Here is a 15,695-nt window from a genome sequence, read left to right as displayed (position 1 = left end):
CAAGCGTGGGAGTATGACACGCTCCGTGTGGCTCAAGGCCGACGACGCGGTCGGCGACTGGGACGACCGTCGCAGGCGAATCACGGCGGGACTCGAAGCGGGCGTCGACTGGGTGCTGGTCGACGCCGACGACGTCGAGCGCGTCCGGGAACTCGGCGACGTGAACGTCGCGGCCTTCACCGACGGCGACGCGCAGGTGATAGACGAGGCAGAGTCCGGGGCCGACCCCGACGCATTCGTGGTCGGCAAGGACGGCGAGGGCGACGGCACGGTCGACCTCCCCTCGGACTTCTCGGGGTCGGCCGACCTCTCGACGCTGCGGCGCGACGACGAGCGCGCGGAGGGCGCGTACGTCCGCATCTTCAGCGAGGACTACGAGGCGTTCGCCGAGGCGGCCGCCGAGGAGGCCGACTACACCATCGTCGTGGGCGAGGACTGGACCATCATCCCGCTCGAAAACCTCATCGCGCGCATCGGCGAGGAGACCGACCTCGTCGCTGGCGTCACCAGCGCCGAGGAGGCCAAGACCGCGTTCGAGACGCTCGAACTCGGGAGCGACGCGGTCCTGCTCGACTCCGGCGACCCCGACGAGATACGCGAGACGGTCGCGGTCCGCGACGAGGCCGACCGCGAGAAACTCGACCTCGACTGGGCGACCGTCACCGCTGTCGAGCGCGCGGGCAGCGCCGACCGCGTCTGCGTCGACACCGGGAGCCTGATGGACCACGACGAGGGCATGCTCGTCGGGTCGATGTCCCGCGGGCTGTTCTTCGTCCACGCCGAGACCGCCGAGTCGCCGTACGTCGCGTCCCGGCCGTTCCGGGTCAACGCGGGCGCGGTCCACGCCTACGTCCGCACCCCCGACGGCGCCACGAAGTACCTCGCGGAACTCAAGTCGGGAGACGAGGTGCAGGTCGTCGACCTCGACGGCAACACCCGCGAGGCGACCGTGGGCCGGGTCAAGATAGAGAAGCGCCCGATGTTCCGGGTCGAGGTCGAGTTCGAGGGCGGCGAGTCGCGAGACGACCGCGTCGAGACCCTCCTCCAGAACGCCGAGACCATCAAGGTCCCGACCCCAGAGGGGCGGACCGCGGTCACCGACCTCGAAGCGGGCGACGAGATCGCCGTCTACCGCGAGGAGGGGGCCCGCCACTTCGGGGAGGCCGTCGAGGAGTCCATTATCGAGAAGTAGCTACCGCGTTATCGGGTTGCTCTCGGAGGGACCGTCTGCGTTCTCGCCGTCCGGGCCGTCGAGGGGCGTCGTGCACCACTGACAGAAGTCGAGGTCCTCGTCGACCGTTCGGCCGCAGGCCGGGCACTGCTCGCCCGACTCCTCGGGCCGGTTTCGGGTCTGGAGCGCGAGCCAGTAGGCGTCGATGGCGCTGAATATCCGGACCACCCAGACCGGCAGGAGCGCCTCGAACGGCACGTCTTGGGTCGCCTCGGTCGCCGCGGTCCACGCGGCCTGCGGGCCGCCCGACTGGGCGGTCTCCATCGCGGCGTCGGGGATGGGCACGAACAGCAACACCGCGCTGACGACGAAGGAGAACCACATCAGCGAGCGCAGCCACTCGCGCAGGTAGACGTGCCCGAGTCCGGGCAGGAAGAACGCAAGCAGAGCGCCCAGCCACGGGCGCTTCTCGGATTTCGTATTGGTCACTATCCGAGGGTAACCGACGAGGGATGTTTAAACTTGCGGGGCGGGTCGCGGTCGTTCCGCTCGTCGTCGGCGAGCGCCGCCGTCGGTGGCGCTCGCCTACTCTAGCTGGCGGATCAGCCCCGCGAGCGTTTCGAGGTCGTACTGGCCGGGCGCGGTCGCGTCGGCGGGGTCGACGGGCGCGTACCCGATCTTCGACCCGTACAGCGGCGCGACCGCCCGAGAGTGTCGGCCGGGTTCGCCCATCGCCATCGTCGCCACCCCCTCGCCCGCGCTCGCGAACTCGTGGGTGAGCGCGAGCAGGTCGAGTACGTCGCCCCGAGACTCGGCGGTGACCGCGACCTTCCCCACGTCGCCATGTTCGGTCGCAGACGCCAGCTTCCCCCGGAGGTCGGGCTCGGCGGGCGTGCCCTCGAAGTCGTGGACCGACGCGACCACCGCGGTCCCCGCGCGGCGGGCGCGCTCGGCCACCCGGTCGCCCTCGCCCGCGAGGAGGCTCTCCAGTTCCACGTCGACCGCGCCGACGCAGGCGAGTTCCGCGGCCTCCGCGAGCGCGTCGAGTCTGGCGGGGTCCTCGCCCGCCTCCCCGCCCTCCCACTCGGCCCGGTTGGTTGCCAGCACCGGCAGGTCGCCGTCGTAGTCGTCGAGCGCCGCCAGCGGGTCGTCTGCGAGGTCCATCCGGAACTCGACCGCGTCGGCGTGCTCGCGCGCTCGGGGTTCGGCGTCGAGGTCGGTCAGGCTGGCCGTGAGGACGAACTCCTCGAACTCCATGCTCGGACGTGGCGCACGCGAGGGCGTCAATCTTGCGCTGGCGGCCGCGGGGTCGGAGACCCCGCGGCCGCCTCGCTCTGCCTCTCGGATGCCACGCGACCGCCTCGCCCTCCCTCTCGGACGCCACGCGACCGCCTCGCCCTCCGACGCCGGTTCGATGCGCTCGACATCCCACTCTCGGAGATGTGCGACTCTCGGAGATGTGCGACTCTCGGATGCGGTCGGGCGACGAGGCCGGAGAAGGGCCGGTTCTACAGCGCCGCGGGCGCTTCCTCGGCTTCGAGGAGTTCGTGGTAGCGGTTCCGGATGGTGACCTCGCTGATGTCGGCGACCTCGCTGACTTCGGCCTGCGTGGTCTTCTCGTTGGTGAGCAACGCGGCGGCGTAGACGGCCGCGGCCGCGAGTCCGACCGGCGACTTGCCGCTGTGGACGCCCTGCTCTTTGGCGGTCCTGAGGAGTTCGCGGGCGCGGTGTTCGGCCTCGTCCGAGAGGTCGAGTCCCGAGGCGAACCGGGGGACGTAGCTCTCGGGGTCGGCGGGCTTGACCTCCAGATTCAGTTCGCGGACCACGTACCGATACGTGCGAGCGACCTCGCTCTTCTCGACCCTGCTCACGTCGGCGATCTCGTCGAGACTGCGCGGGACGCCCGCCTGTCGCGCGGCGGCGTAGACGCAGGCGGTCGAGACTCCTTCGATGGAGCGGCCGGGCAGGAGGTCCTCGTCGAGCGCGCGCCGGTAGATGACGCTGGCGGTCTCCCGGACGTTGTTCGGCAGGCCGAGCGCGCTCGCCATGCGGTCGATCTCGCCGAGCGCCTGCTTGAGGTTGCGTTCCTTCGAGTCGCGGGTCCGGAACCGCTCGTTCCACTTGCGCAGGCGCTGCATCTTCTCGCGCTGGCGCGACCCCAGCGAGTTGCCGTAGGCGTCCTTGTTGCGCCAGTCGATGTTGGTCGACAGTCCCTTGTCGTGCATCGTGTTGGTGGTCGGCGCGCCGACGCGGGACTTCTCGTTCTTCTCCTTCGAGTCGAACGCGCGCCACTCGGGCCCGCGGTCGACCTGGTCCTCGTCGACCACGAGACCGCACTCCGCGCAGACGGTCTCGCCGTGCTCGGTGTCGCTGATGACGTTGCCGCCGCACTCGGGGCAGGCGGTCTCGTCTTCGGTCTCTTGCTCTACTTCCGTCTCGGACGTGCTTCTGGTTTGGATTCGGGTGTCTGTCATGTGCTGACTCCTCTATGGCGTGAGAGGCCGTGGGCTACCGGGCAGGGGCAGAACCTGAAAAACCCGGACCTCAGTTCTTACACTTGGCTTCTTCCGAAAGGTATTTAGTATTTTCGGAATCTACGTTGCTGGTTCTCGTGAACGGCTACCACACCCGTCAGAACCGGCGTCGCACTTCGGGTGAGGGAAAATTTTAAGCCCCGTTTCGATGGGTGAGCCCGGGAGCCGGGCGATTTAACCCCCTCGCCCGCCGAGTGGCGGCCGATGGACGCGAACCCCCACGGACGGGAGGGTCGGTCGGCGACCGACCCCGAGCGAATCGTCTCGCTGGCCCCGAGCGCGACCGAGACCCTCCGCGAACTGGGCGGTCTCGACCGCCTCGTCGGCGCGACCCACCACTGCGAGACCGACGCCCCGGCGGTCGGGGGATGGCTGAACCCCGACTACGACGCGGTCGCCGACCGCGACCCCGACCTCGTCCTGACCGCCGACGACCTTCAGGCCGACCTCGCCGCCGACCTCCGCGAGCGCGGCCACGAGGTGTTCCACGTCGCGCCCTCGACCCTCGGCGAGGTGGTCGAGTCGTTCGCCGAACTCGGCGCGGCGGTCGGACTCCCGAAGGCGGGCCACGACCTCGCGTGGCGCGCCCGGAGCCGACTCGACCGAGTTCGCTCGCTCGTCGCCGACCGCGACAGGCCGGTGGTCTACTGCGAGGAGTGGTCCGACCCGCCGATGGCCGCGGGCAACTGGGTGCCCGAGGCGGTCGAGACCGCGGGCGGGCGCTACCCCTTCGTCTCACCCGGCGAGCGCTCGCGGGAGGTCTCGCGGGGTCGGGTCGAGACCGCCGGACCCGACCACGTCGTCCTCCACGTCTGCGGCCACGGCGACCGCGCCGACCCCGGCGCGGTCGCCGAGCGAGGCTGGGACCTCCCGGCGGTCGAGCGCGGCAACGTCCACGTCGTGGACGACTCGCTTCTGAACCAGCCCAGCCCGCGACTCGTCGAGGGCATCGAGACGCTGGCGGCGGAACTCCACCCCGACGCCGTCTCCTCCTGAGCGACGGAGTTGGCCGAACCGGGCTGATCCCCCGCGACCTACCGGTAGCCCCACGCGATGACCAACACGCTGAGGAGGGCTCCACCGAGTCCGAGGCCAGCGACGACGGCTTCGCCGACCCCGAACCAGACCGCGGGAGCCAACGGGAACACGAGGAGCCCGCAGACGATGACCGACGCGCCTAACTGCTCGGCCGTCTCGCGGTCAACGTCGGGCGTCGTGAGCAACTCACGGCGGTCGCGATACCGGATGAGCCAGCCGAGAGCGACGCAGAGTGCGCCACCGACGAGGACCGAACCGGCCCCGACGACGCGCTCGGAGACTCCGAGAACGACTGCGGCGGCGAGCGCCCAGAGCCCGACCCCGCTCGCCCCGACGACGAGCGCGTTCGTTCTTGCCCCAGCGTCGTCTCCGGGGTCGATGCCGTACCACCGGCGGAACCGGCTCTCGGGGCGTAGCGACAGCGCGGCGACGACGACGAAACCGAGTCCCGTCGCGCCGGTGAGAGCAAGCGCGAACGCGGTCCCCGCTTCCATACCAGTGGCTATCAGCTCGATGTGATAAGTGACACGGAACGACTCGGGGAACGCAATCCCCAAGTCACCCCGAGACCACTCTACGCCCATGCGAATCGGCGTCGGTAGCACGAACCCGGTCAAACGGGACGCGACCGAGGCGGCGCTCGCGGGCGTCCCCGCGAGCGCCGCCGACTCGGTCGCGGTCGAGTCGGTCGCGGTCGAGTCGGTCGCGGTCGAATCCATCGCGGTCGAGTCGGGCGTGAGCGAACAGCCGTTCGGCGAGCGCGAGACGGTCACGGGCGCACGGAACCGCGCCGAGAACGTCCTCGACGCGGGCGAGTACGACCTCGGCGTCGGTCTGGAGGGCGGCGTCGCCGAGGTCGAGGGCGCAGATGGGCTGTTCCTCGTGATGTGGGCCGCGGTGGCCGACGGCGAGCGAACGGGTCTCGGGGGCGGTCCCCAACTGCGACTTCCGGAATCCGTCGCCGAGAGGATTCGGGAGGGCGAGGAACTCGGGCCGGTGATGGACGACGTGCTGGACATGGACGACGTGGCGAAAAAGCAGGGCGCGGCGGGCGCGCTGACCGCGGGCGTCATCGACCGCGAGGGGGCGCTGGAATCGGCGCTCGCGGGTGCGCTCGGGCCGTTCGTGACCGAGTTGTACGAGTGACGCTGTTCTGCCGTTCTGCGACTTCGAGTTAGCGGGTTCCGTGTGACGTTCGGGCCAGATACTCTCGTGCGGAGGTAACTACTCTCGTGCGAAGCTAGCTACTCCCGGTACCCGCCGTGGAGGCGACCGCGGTCGGCGAGTCACGGTAATTCCGTGCGAAGCTAGCTACTCCCGGTACCCGCCGTGGAGGCGACCGTGGTCGGCGAGTCACGGTAATTCCGTGCGAAGCTAGCTACTCCCGGTACCCGCCGTGGAGGCGACCGTGGTCGGCGAGTCACGGTAATTCCGTGCGAAGCTAGCTACTCCCGGTACCGATGAGGACCGCACCGCCACCGCGAGCCACGGTCCTCCCCAACCGACTGCGCTTCTCGGTCGCTTCGCTCCCTCCGATGCTCATCCCTCGCGCGCTTGGCGCGACCTCAAACAGCAAGGTCGCGCCAGCACGCGCCGCGTGGTCGGTGAAGACTCGCGTAACCCGGTGAAGACTCGCGTAACTGCTCGTTCCTCGACGACACCGAAACGTCCCTCGAAGACGCCGAGAAATCCGGTTCTCGTCCTCAGTCGTCGGTCGGTTCCGCGGGGTCGGCCTCGACCTGCACGTCCTTGCTCTGCTCGACCGCCTCGGTCAGCGAGACGTTCAGCACGAGCATCGAGACCACGCCGCCGACGAGGGTGACGACGTTCTTGACCGCGTGGTCGACGATGGAGGCCGCGAAGGCCACGCTCGCGCCGATGGGGGTCAGCCCCGCGACCAGCAGGGTGAACGCGCCCTCGTAGAGGCCGATGCCACCGGGCGACAGCGGCAGGACCTTCGCGAGGTTGCCGACGCTGACCGCGAAGAAGCCGACTGCGACGAGGGTGGCGAGCGGGAGCGACACGTCGAACGCCGCCAGCACGAGCAGTGCGGTTATCACGTCGAGCGTCCAGATGGCGAGGCTGGAGACCCCGACCGTGGCGAACGCGCGCCGGTCGCCCGCGACCGTCTGGACGTCGCCGGTGAACCGCTCGACGACGCCCGCGACGTAGTCGGCGTAGGAGTCGTTGCTGGCGCGCGAGACGACCGTCCGGACGAGGTTGCGGTCCGAGCGGGCGCTGGCGACGATGACCGCGACCGCGAGGATGGCCGCGAGACCGACCCCGAAAGCGACGTAGATGGCGGTCTGGCCGCTGTCGCCGACCTCGCTGTCGGGGCCGCCCGCCCCGAGCACGGTCGACTGGAGGCCCTCGACCGAGGTGACGCCCGTGAGCGCGAGGCCGATGAGGACCGCGCCCGCGAGCACGGTGATGGTCAGCAGGTCGAACACGCGCTCGACCGCCAGCGACGCGAAGCCCGTGGGGTAGGGAATCGACCGGCGGGCCTTCACGACGTACGCCCGGACCGCGTCGCCCGCCCGCGCCGGGAACACGAGATTCCCCGTCTGGCTGATGAAGATGGCCCCGGTCAGGAAGCCCGTGGTCTCGGTGTAGTCGAGTTCTTCGAGGATGTCCTTGTACCGACGACCCCGGAGGGGCCACGAGACGGCGTACACCAGCGCCGAGAGCGCGACCAGCGCGGGGTCGGCCGCCCGCATGTGTTCGAGCACCCGTTCGAGCGGGAGGTACTGGCCCATCAGCAGTATCGCGACCAGCGTCATGAGGACGCCCGCGGTGATGGACACCCGGCGGGTGATGCGGGGCTGGACCGAGAACTCCCACCAGCAACGGAATATCTGGCTCCCCATCCCGAACACGTCACGGACGAGGTCGACCTTGGTGTCGCCCTTCGGCTCCCAGTCGACCGCGAACTCCTTCACGTCGTACCCCCGCCGCTGGGCGCGCACGAGGACCTCGGTGTCCCAGAACCAGTGTTCGTCCTCCACGTCGTCGAGCACGTCGAACAGCGCGGCCCGGTCGAACGCCTTGAATCCGCACTGGTGGTCCCGGAGGTCAGACCGGAGGAAAGTCCGGGTCAGGCCGTTGAACCCCCTGCTCGCGAGGTCCCGCTTGGCCGGGCGGTCTGCCTTCTCGCCGGGCATCCAGCGCGATCCGGTGGCGAAGTCGTACTCGCCCGACCGGACGCTCTCGACCAGTTCTTCGAGGTGGCCCATGTCGGTGGCGAGGTCGGTGTCGAAGTACACCAGGGTCTCGCCGTCGGCCGCCTCGAACGCGCGGTTCAGCGCGCCGCCGCGACCGAGTCGCTCGTCGCTGTGGAAGTGCCGGACCCGCGGGTCAGCCTCGGCCATCTGGTCGGCGATCTCGGGCGTGCGGTCGTCGCACCCGTCCTCGGCGACGATGACCTCGAAGGCGTCTGCGGGGAGGAACGTCTCTAATGTGGCGAGCGTCGTCTCGACCGTGTGCTCGATGGTCGCCTCCTCGTTGTAGGCCGGGAGGACGACGCTCACCTCGACTGCGCGACCGCTCATTATCGAACCGGACAGTCCGGCCGGGTAAGTACCTTCTGCTCCGTTCCGGACGAGTCGACGGGCTAGGCCCGGCCTGTTCCGCCGTCTACGGGAAATTCGACCGATAGCGAGCGGTTCGGCCGCGTCGTTCGACGTACGCCCGCGTTACGGTACCCCGGCGGTTCGGACGCCGACTGCCGACCACCCGTTACCGACCGTCCACGAGTCGTTACCGGCTGTCGACGAGTCGTTACCGTCGGCCCGGTCGGTTCCGGTCGGTGGTCCCCCCGGTCGGTTCGCCCCGACGGTCGGCCCGGTCCCGTCCGTTCCGCCGACCGAAATCCGGAGTTAACCAGCCGTACCAACACCCCCTCACGGGGTGGTTTAGTTCAACCCAAATACGCTCGAAAACGCAAGAGGGCGGAGCGTTAACTACGCGTACCAAATCCCCTAAGGCGGCTTCCGTCGTAGGCCGAAGTAGTCATGAGCACGACCGCCGCTGGCACGACCACCCTCACCGACAAACAACAGCGCATCCTCCAGTACCTCCGCGAGAACGGCCGGATGAAGACCTACTTCAAGTCCCGGCTCATCGGCGACGAACTCGGCCTGACCGCCAAGGAGGTCGGCGCGAACATGACCGCCATCGCCGAGGGGAACTTCGACGTCGACGTCGAGAAGTGGGGCTACTCCTCTTCGACGACGTGGAAGGTCACGGTCTGAGGCCCCGCGAGGGTCGAACGCGCCGCGTTCGACCCCCGCGACCGCCGCGGCCGACCGCCGGTCCGTGCCCGGAGTGGGGGGTACCGCTCGGGGTCACCGCAGTTCGAACTCGACGCCCTCGACGCCGCCGTCGTCGCCCGCGAACGCGCTGGCGACGCCCGCGCCGAACGAGTAGGCCAGCGTCGCCGACCCGCGCCGGAATCGCTCCATCAGCGCGCGCTCGGGTTCGAACTCCCGGACCTCAACCTCGTCTTCACCGAGTTCCGCGGCGAGGCGCTCTTTCACGTCCCGCCGGGTCCCCAGTTCGTCCACCAGTCCGATGCTCAGCGCGTCCCCGCCGAGGTAGACCCTGGCCTCGGTGTCCCGGACCTGTTCGTCGTCGAGTTCCCGGCCGTCGGTCACGCGCTCGACGAACTCCTCGTAGTAGCCGTCGATGATGCCCTGGAGGTACTCGCGCTCGCTCTCGGACATCTCCTTGAACGGCGCGCCAGCGTCCTTGTACTCGCCAGCCGCCAGCCGCTCGTACTCCAGACCGACCTTGTCGGCGAGTTCGGCGGCGTTGACCCGCGAACCGATGACGCCGATGGACCCGACGATGCTCCCGTCGCGGGCGAAGATAGCGTCACAGCCGCTGGCGATCCAGTAGCCGCCGCTTGCGCACACGTCGGTCGCGTAGGCGACGGTCGGGCCGTCGAAGCGCTCGGCCGCGACCCGGATGTCGTCGCTCGGAACGACCTGTCCGCCCGGCGTGTTGAGCTTCAGCAGGAGGGCCTCGGCGGCGGGGTCCTCGTCGGCGCGGTCGATCTGCTCGACGATGTCGTCGGCCGACGCGCCGCCGGGCGTCGTCGGGAGCCGACCGCCCCCGCCGTCGCGGGTGATCGGCCCCTCGACGGCCACCTCGGCGACGTCGTAGTCGGCGAACCGACTCGCCGCGACTCGACTCGCGATTCGCGCCCCCGCGACCGCCGCGAGAAGCGCCAGCACGATGCCGAGCAGGGTCGCGAGGTTCCCGCCCGGCACCTCCACGAAGAGGGGCCAAGCGACCCCGAGCGCGACCGCGACGCCGACGAGGACGACGACCGCGCGTTTCGCCGCCGAGCTATCCGCCACCGCGTCTCACCTCGATGACCTGCATACCAGCGACTGTGGCCGCGTGGGGGTTAAGCCTTGGCTCGGCGTCGCCAGCGACCCGGGGCGTGACGGCCCGGGGACGCCGGGCTACGCGCTACTCGTGAACTCCCGAAGAATACGTCGGTAGATTGCAGTCAGCCGCAGTGTCGCAGACCGATTACAGCAGGCCCGTCTTCTGGAGCTTCATGAGGTCCTCGGTGTCGAGGGTCTCGCCCTCCTTGAACTGCTGGTAGATCTCCTCGGCCTCCTCCTTGGCCTCTTCGCGCTCCTTCTCCTTCTCGGACTTGCGCTCTTTCTCCTCCTTCTTGTCGAGTTCGCGCAGGCGCTTCTGGACGCGGACGAAGTCCTCGTGGTGCTGGTCGGCCGCCTCCTGGGCCTCGACGAAGCTCTCGTGCATCTCGTCGGCCTCGTCGCGGATGTCGTCGGCCTCCCGGTAGGCCTCGATCATCTGGTTGTGGTGTTCCTGGGCCTTGTCGGCGAGCTCGGTCACCTTCTCGTGGTGGCGCGAGGCCTCGGCGCGGACCTCTTCTGCCTCCTCGACGAGCTCGTCGAGGTCCTCGGTGCCCTCGAGCTTCTCCTTGCGCTGCTGGTACTCCTCGCGCTTGCCCTCGATCTTCTCGATGAGTTCGCGCTCCTCCTCGGTCGAGAGGACCTCGGTCTGCTGTTTGAATTCGAGGTCCTCGATCTCGCTCTCGAGCTCTTCGAGGTCCTTGCCCTCGCCGAGTTCGAGGTCGGACTTCTTCTGCTCGACCTCGTCGAACAGCTCGTTTGCCTTCGCGTTGAGCTCGTTGCGCTTCTCCTTGTGTTCCTGGACCTGCTCGTTGAGCTCGTCGCGCTTCTCGCGGTGTTCCTGGGCCTCGTCGACCTTCTCTCGGGTCTTGGCGTTCAGGTCGTCGCGCTTGGACGCGCGGGTGCTCGCCTTCTGGTTGAGTTCGTTGCGTCGGTCTCGGAGCTGACCCGCGAGCTTGATTAGTTCGCCTTTCGACTTGTTCTGGAGTTCCTCTTCTGTTACACTTACCATGCGTAGTTAAACCTCGATTCCATGCCCGCCACGGCGTCCGGTGAGGCGAGTCGCCGACAGCGCTCGCTGTCGGCGACTCGCAATCGTTCTGTGACAATAGTCCTTGTCATTTGTCGCACGATGCCCGCCGAACGCCTGTGGCGTTCTGGTACCTGCAAATATTCGCCGCGGATATATAACTGTTGTGGTCACTAGATGCGTGGAACGGGTTCACACGCCCGCTATCGCCCGTGTAAAGCCCTCCCACACTTCTCGGGGGGTTATAAACGATACTCGTTCGAGACCTCGCCGTCGTCCCACGACAGCGACAGTTCGACCGCTCGGGCGTCGCCGGGAACCCGGAGCTTCCCGGCGGTCTCGCGACCGTAGGCGGCGACCTCGACCTCGGCGCCGCCGCTGCGGTCGCCCGCGGTCCACGAGACGGTCCCCGACACCGACTCGGGCGTGTCGTTGCAGACGGTCAGCTTCCGGTCGTCCCCGCCAGAGGGGTAGCCGTCGAGGACGACCTGCACGGGTTCGAGTGACGCCGCAATGGCGGCGTACCCCGCCTTCTCGGTGCCGTCGGCCGCCAGCACGCCCATGCCCGCGCCCGCGTCGGCGTCCCGGAGCGCGTCGGCCGCCAACACGCCGGTCTCGCGCCGCCGGAGCGTCTCGGTCACGGTCTTGAGGACGCGGGCCTGATACGCCTGAGAGGCCTCGACCGGGTCCCGGTCGTCGCCCGCGGCTCCCTCGCCCGCTCCGGCCGGGACGTAGGCCGCGTGGGCGTCTGCGTCGAATCCGGCGACGCCCGCGGCGTCGCCGGATTCGAGGTTCGTCGCCAGCGACCCCGCGCCGAAGCCGCCGACCACGTCGTCGGCGTCGTACTTCTCCACCAGCCACTCGGCGTCCTCGGGCGTGCCGTACTCCCAGCCGGGGTAGAGGTGGGCGGCGTCGGCCCCGATGCCGGGCGCGCCCGAGACCGCGAACGCGGGAGCGTCGTCGGCGAGCGACTCGGCGACCGCCCGGTCGTCGCTCTCGTCGTAGCTCGCGCGCCACGCCCGCCAGCGAATCCTGTGCCGCGCGAACCGCGAGGGGCCGACGCCAGCGAGGTGGTTGGTCGGGTCGGCGTGGACGCCGAAGGCGGCCACGCAGGGGTGGCGCTCGACCCGCCCGCGAGCGCCCCGGCGAGGCCGGTCGCGCGCTCGGCGTCGTACGCGCCCGGCCCGACCAGCGGGAGGTCCTGCCAGACGAGCAGTCCGGCGTCGGCGGCCGCCTCGTAGAACTCGGCGGCCGGAGCGTGACCGTACGCCCGGACGAGGTTCGCGTTCGCGTTGGCCGCGCGCTCTACGTCCCAGGTGGGGTCGCCCGTGGGAAGCAGGGAGAATCCGCGGGTCGGGACGCGCTGGCCGTTGACGACGAGCCCCTCCTCGCCGCGTTCGACCTCGGCGAGGCCGGTCTCGACGACCCGCTCGGAGTCGCCGAGTTTCGCCCGGACCGCGTACTGGTGCTGGGGACCGAACCCCGCAGGCCACCAGTAGGCTGGCTCGCGGAGTTCGAGGGTCTTCTCGACGACCGCGCGCTCCCCGGCGTCGGCCGAGACGCGGGCGCGCTCCATCACGCCGCCGCCGCGGAACCCCTGCGGTCGGACCGAGATGGAGATGCGGTCGTCGAGGTCCTCGCCCGCCTCGACCGCGATTGCGGCGTCGATGACAGCGCCGTCGTCGGTCGCTCGCGGAGTCAGCGAGAGCGAATCGAGGAACGTCGTCGGATGCGTTTCGAGTTCCGCTCCCCACCAGATGCCCGGCACCGCGCGCTCGTCGGGCACGCGGTCGGTCGCGTACACGCCGCCGAAGCGGTCGGGGGCGCGACACTCCACGAGGAGTTCGTTTTCGGCTTCGAGGTCGAGTTCGTACCGCGCGGGGACGAAGTAGGCGTCGTGTTCGCCCAACTGCTCGCCGTTGAGCCAGATTCGGGCGCGTGCGAACAGCCCCCGGAGTTCGAGGGTTGCGCGCTCGTCGCCCTCGCGGGGGTCGGCAAACCGGGTCCGGTAGGCGACCGCGTCGGCGTCGGCGAACCGCTCGGGCCGTCCGGGCACCTCGACCGGATGCCACTCCTCGGGGTCCGGGGGGTCGCCCGGGGACGGGTCGACCGCGGCGGCCGTCCAGTCGGTCAGAGACATACTGAGGGGACGAGACCCCTACCAGATAGGTTTTACGTCCGGCGGGCGACCACTTTCACTTTCACTCCGGCCATGGCTCGATTTAAGGGGGATGGCGCGCCCACCTTCGGGCATGCTCGAAGACCTTCGGTGCGCCTGCGACGCTCCCGGTTGCGAGCGAACGCTCGGCGAGACCCAGTTGATGCTCCGGATGGAGACCGACGCGGGCGAGCGCCGCGCCTACGAGTGCGCCTGCGGCGCGGTCACGGTGACCGTCGTCCGATAGGAGCGTCGGCCGCGCCGGGATAGCGACCCTGAAGTGGCCCCCGCTCCGAACCACCCACATGCGAGAAGTCATCCGCGCGCGCGGCCACGAGAACGTCTCGGCCGCCCACGCCAGCACCTTCGAGGTCACGACCGACGACTACCTCACCCCCGCGGGCGACTGCATCCTCGCCGTCGAGGCCGACCGTGCCCCGGCCGACTTCGACCCCGAGTTCGTCTCCGCGTGTCGGAACCGCGACGCGACCATCACCGCCACCTTCGAGGCCGACGGCCACCGCGAGACCGTCACCGGCCGGGGCGACCCCGACCTCACCTTCGAGAGCGACCGGAGCGCGGTCGGCCGGACCAGCGACTACGTCGACGACCGGACGATACTGCTCGGCGCGGCGTTCGCGGCCGAGGGCTTCGACCGCGAGCTGGTGGCGGCGCTCGCCGAGGGCGCCGAACTGACCGTCATGCTGTCGGTCGAGGAATGACCCGGGGAACGCGCTCGGCGCTCGCAACGGTCGTCACCAGCCTCGGAGCCGCGGGCGTCGCGGTCGGGACGTGGCTCCCGTGGCTGGTCGTCCGGCCCGGATACGACGGCCCGGTCCCCGCGATACACCTCCCCGGAATGACCGCCGGAATCGAGGGGCTGGACTGGGTCGCGCTCGCCGCGACCGGGGTCGCGCTGGTCGGCGTCCTCCCCGCCGCGCGATTCCGGACGGTTCGGTTCGCCGCGGTCGCGATGGCGGGCGGCGGGGTGGTCGCCGGGACCACCGCGGTCTACCTCGTCGTCTACGGCCTCGACTACCTCGGCGTGTTCGTGCCGGGCGCGGGCTTCTTCCTGACCGCGCTCGGCGGCGTGCATTTGGCCGTGGGCGGCGCGCTCCGCCTCCACGCGCTCGCCGGTGAGTAGCGTTTAATCCGCTGGCGCTCCGAACGTCGGCCATGGACGACCCCGAACCCGCCGAGAACATCAGCGGGGGCGACCCCGCGGGGAGCTCGTTCGCCGAGTTCGCGTCCGGGGACCCCGCCACCCGAGCCGAGGCGGTCGTCGACCGCCTCGGCGACCTGTACTGGACGAAGACCTACGGCGGCCGGGACGCCTTCGAGTGTCTGGTCCGCACCATCCTGAGCCAGAACACCAGCGACGTGGCGAGCCAGCCCGCCCACGACGCGCTGATGGACCGATACGGCGAGGGCGGCCGCGACCTCGCGGCCGCGCTCGCCGACGCCGACCCCGAGGCGCTCGCCGACACCATCCGGCCCGCAGGACTCTACAACCGGAAGGCCGACGTGCTGACCGCCGTGGCCGAGCGCGTCCTCGACGACCACGGGAGCGCGGCGGCGTTCGACGAGTTCGTCAGGGACGGCGACCCCGCGGAGGTCCGGTCGGCCCTGCTCGACCTGAGCGGCGTCGGTCCCAAGACGGCCGACTGCGTCCTGCTGTTCGCGGGCGGTCGCGGCGGCGTCTTCCCGGTCGACACCCACGTCCACCGCGTCTACCGACGACTCGGGATCGCGGCCCCTGACGCCGACCACGAGGAAGTCCGGGCGGCCCTGGAACGCGACGTTCCGGCCGAGAAATGTGGGTTCGGACCGCAGACGATAGCAAAACGCTATAAAGAGGCCAGTCAATCAGATGGCGATGAGTTCCACAACGGGGGGACTTACCTCATTGACGGGGAGGAAATTACCTTTGCTCACGGCGGTGTACCCCCAGAGAAATGCGGATTCGGTCATACAGCTACAATTCAATTCGGCCGGGAATACTGTACGGCCCGTAAGCCTGTCTGCCTTGAGGGACCAGAAGCTTGCCCGCTGTATGACCTTTGTGACCGTGTAGGAGTCAACCCAGAAACTGGAGAAGTTGTTGACCCAGCGGAGACAGTTGAGTGACACTTATTCACTCAATCTTGAATGCACTCAAATCCTGAAATCGTTGCAAATCCCCCTTGTTCGTTGCAAAACTCCGTTGCAAAATTCTGGGCGAGATTCTCCGAACCCATAGATGTTCAAACCCATGATAATCGTCTCATTAGCGGCTATTGATGGGAATCTAAGCAGGGGAAAGAGGGTGGAAATAAATGCCGCCTTTTATATGTAAAAATGGGATGCAATCGTTGCAGTATTCGCGTGTATTGAG

At 69.2% G+C, this 15,695-nt stretch carries 16 protein-coding genes; 8 read left to right on the top strand and 8 right to left on the bottom strand.

What is annotated here, in order from left to right; all coding sequences use genetic code 11:
• Positions 1 to 13 precede the first annotated feature (13 nt).
• On the top strand, positions 14 to 1,192 hold the full coding sequence (locus NGM10_RS05225; protein WP_253482571.1) for a 3-dehydroquinate synthase II: 1,179 nt from the start codon (positions 14 to 16) through the stop codon (positions 1,190 to 1,192).
• On the opposite strand, the gene NGM10_RS05220 is transcribed toward NGM10_RS05225, so the two are convergent.
• The 3 genes from NGM10_RS05220 to NGM10_RS05210 all read right to left on the bottom strand — a co-directional run bounded on the left by NGM10_RS05220 (position 1,193) and on the right by NGM10_RS05210 (position 3,645).
• Complete coding sequence (locus NGM10_RS05220; protein WP_253482567.1) at positions 1,193 to 1,660, bottom strand: zinc ribbon domain-containing protein; 468 nt, start codon at positions 1,658 to 1,660, stop codon at positions 1,193 to 1,195.
• Positions 1,661 to 1,756: 96 nt separating this feature from the next.
• Positions 1,757 to 2,428 (bottom strand): type I 3-dehydroquinate dehydratase, encoded by a 672-nt coding sequence (locus NGM10_RS05215; protein WP_253482565.1) that lies wholly within the window; start codon positions 2,426 to 2,428, stop codon positions 1,757 to 1,759.
• A gap of 251 nt (positions 2,429 to 2,679) precedes the next feature.
• Complete coding sequence (locus NGM10_RS05210; RefSeq protein WP_253482562.1) at positions 2,680 to 3,645, bottom strand: transcription initiation factor IIB; 966 nt, start codon at positions 3,643 to 3,645, stop codon at positions 2,680 to 2,682.
• Between the two features lie 264 nt (positions 3,646 to 3,909).
• Between NGM10_RS05210 and NGM10_RS05205 the strand changes: the two genes are divergently transcribed.
• Positions 3,910 to 4,701: a cobalamin-binding protein gene (locus NGM10_RS05205; RefSeq protein ID WP_253482560.1), complete on the top strand. Its 792-nt coding sequence runs from the start codon at positions 3,910 to 3,912 to the stop codon at positions 4,699 to 4,701.
• Between the two features lie 38 nt (positions 4,702 to 4,739).
• Here NGM10_RS05205 and NGM10_RS05200 read toward each other — a convergent pair whose 3' ends face one another.
• Positions 4,740 to 5,237 carry a hypothetical protein gene (locus NGM10_RS05200; protein ID WP_253482557.1) on the bottom strand — a complete coding sequence of 166 codons (498 nt, stop codon included), beginning with the start codon at positions 5,235 to 5,237 and terminating at the stop codon, positions 4,740 to 4,742.
• 88 nt (positions 5,238 to 5,325) lie between these two features.
• Here NGM10_RS05200 and yjjX point away from each other — a divergent pair, with 88 nt between their 5' ends.
• Complete coding sequence (yjjX, locus tag NGM10_RS05195) at positions 5,326 to 5,889, top strand: inosine/xanthosine triphosphatase (RefSeq protein ID WP_253482554.1); 564 nt, start codon at positions 5,326 to 5,328, stop codon at positions 5,887 to 5,889.
• A 557-nt stretch (positions 5,890 to 6,446) separates the two neighbouring features.
• Here the strand turns inward: yjjX and NGM10_RS05190 are convergent.
• On the bottom strand, positions 6,447 to 8,291 hold the full coding sequence (locus NGM10_RS05190) for a flippase-like domain-containing protein (protein WP_253482552.1): 1,845 nt from the start codon (positions 8,289 to 8,291) through the stop codon (positions 6,447 to 6,449).
• A gap of 462 nt (positions 8,292 to 8,753) precedes the next feature.
• On the opposite strand from NGM10_RS05190, the gene NGM10_RS05185 reads away from it, so the two are divergent.
• Complete coding sequence (locus NGM10_RS05185) at positions 8,754 to 8,993, top strand: DUF7123 family protein (protein ID WP_253482549.1); 240 nt, start codon at positions 8,754 to 8,756, stop codon at positions 8,991 to 8,993.
• Positions 8,994 to 9,086: 93 nt separating this feature from the next.
• On the opposite strand, the gene sppA is transcribed toward NGM10_RS05185, so the two are convergent.
• The 3 genes from sppA to NGM10_RS05170 form a co-directional block, all read right to left on the bottom strand.
• On the bottom strand, positions 9,087 to 10,103 hold the full coding sequence (gene sppA / locus NGM10_RS05180; protein WP_253482546.1) for a signal peptide peptidase SppA: 1,017 nt from the start codon (positions 10,101 to 10,103) through the stop codon (positions 9,087 to 9,089).
• A gap of 178 nt (positions 10,104 to 10,281) precedes the next feature.
• Complete coding sequence (locus NGM10_RS05175) at positions 10,282 to 11,145, bottom strand: coiled-coil protein (RefSeq protein WP_253482543.1); 864 nt, start codon at positions 11,143 to 11,145, stop codon at positions 10,282 to 10,284.
• A gap of 655 nt (positions 11,146 to 11,800) precedes the next feature.
• Positions 11,801 to 13,303, bottom strand: a complete 1,503-nt coding sequence (locus NGM10_RS05170; protein WP_368408646.1) for a glycoside hydrolase family 2 protein — start codon at positions 13,301 to 13,303, stop codon at positions 11,801 to 11,803.
• A gap of 112 nt (positions 13,304 to 13,415) precedes the next feature.
• On the opposite strand from NGM10_RS05170, the gene NGM10_RS05165 reads away from it, so the two are divergent.
• Genes NGM10_RS05165 through NGM10_RS05150 form a run of 4 tightly spaced genes read left to right on the top strand, consistent with a single transcriptional unit; the run spans position 13,416 to position 15,448 of the window.
• Positions 13,416 to 13,568 carry a hypothetical protein gene (locus NGM10_RS05165; protein ID WP_253482540.1) on the top strand — a complete coding sequence of 51 codons (153 nt, stop codon included), beginning with the start codon at positions 13,416 to 13,418 and terminating at the stop codon, positions 13,566 to 13,568.
• 58 nt (positions 13,569 to 13,626) lie between these two features.
• A complete protein-coding gene (locus NGM10_RS05160; RefSeq protein ID WP_253482537.1) occupies positions 13,627 to 14,043 on the top strand; it encodes a DUF371 domain-containing protein in 417 nt (138 codons plus the stop codon).
• The gene (locus NGM10_RS05155) at positions 14,040 to 14,465 is read left to right on the top strand and encodes a hypothetical protein (RefSeq protein WP_253482534.1); all 426 of its coding nucleotides are present in this window, start codon (positions 14,040 to 14,042) and stop codon (positions 14,463 to 14,465) included. The genes NGM10_RS05160 and NGM10_RS05155 overlap by 4 nt, the downstream gene beginning before the upstream one ends.
• Positions 14,466 to 14,497: 32 nt before the next feature.
• Positions 14,498 to 15,448: an endonuclease III domain-containing protein gene (locus NGM10_RS05150; RefSeq protein WP_253482531.1), complete on the top strand. Its 951-nt coding sequence runs from the start codon at positions 14,498 to 14,500 to the stop codon at positions 15,446 to 15,448.
• Positions 15,449 to 15,695 lie beyond the last annotated feature (247 nt).

This window comes from Halorussus salilacus (assembly GCF_024138125.1).
GTDB lineage: Archaea > Halobacteriota > Halobacteria > Halobacteriales > Haladaptataceae > Halorussus > Halorussus salilacus.
Note: the sequence above shows the minus strand (reverse complement) of the source record. Positions and strands in the feature narration are given on the sequence as shown.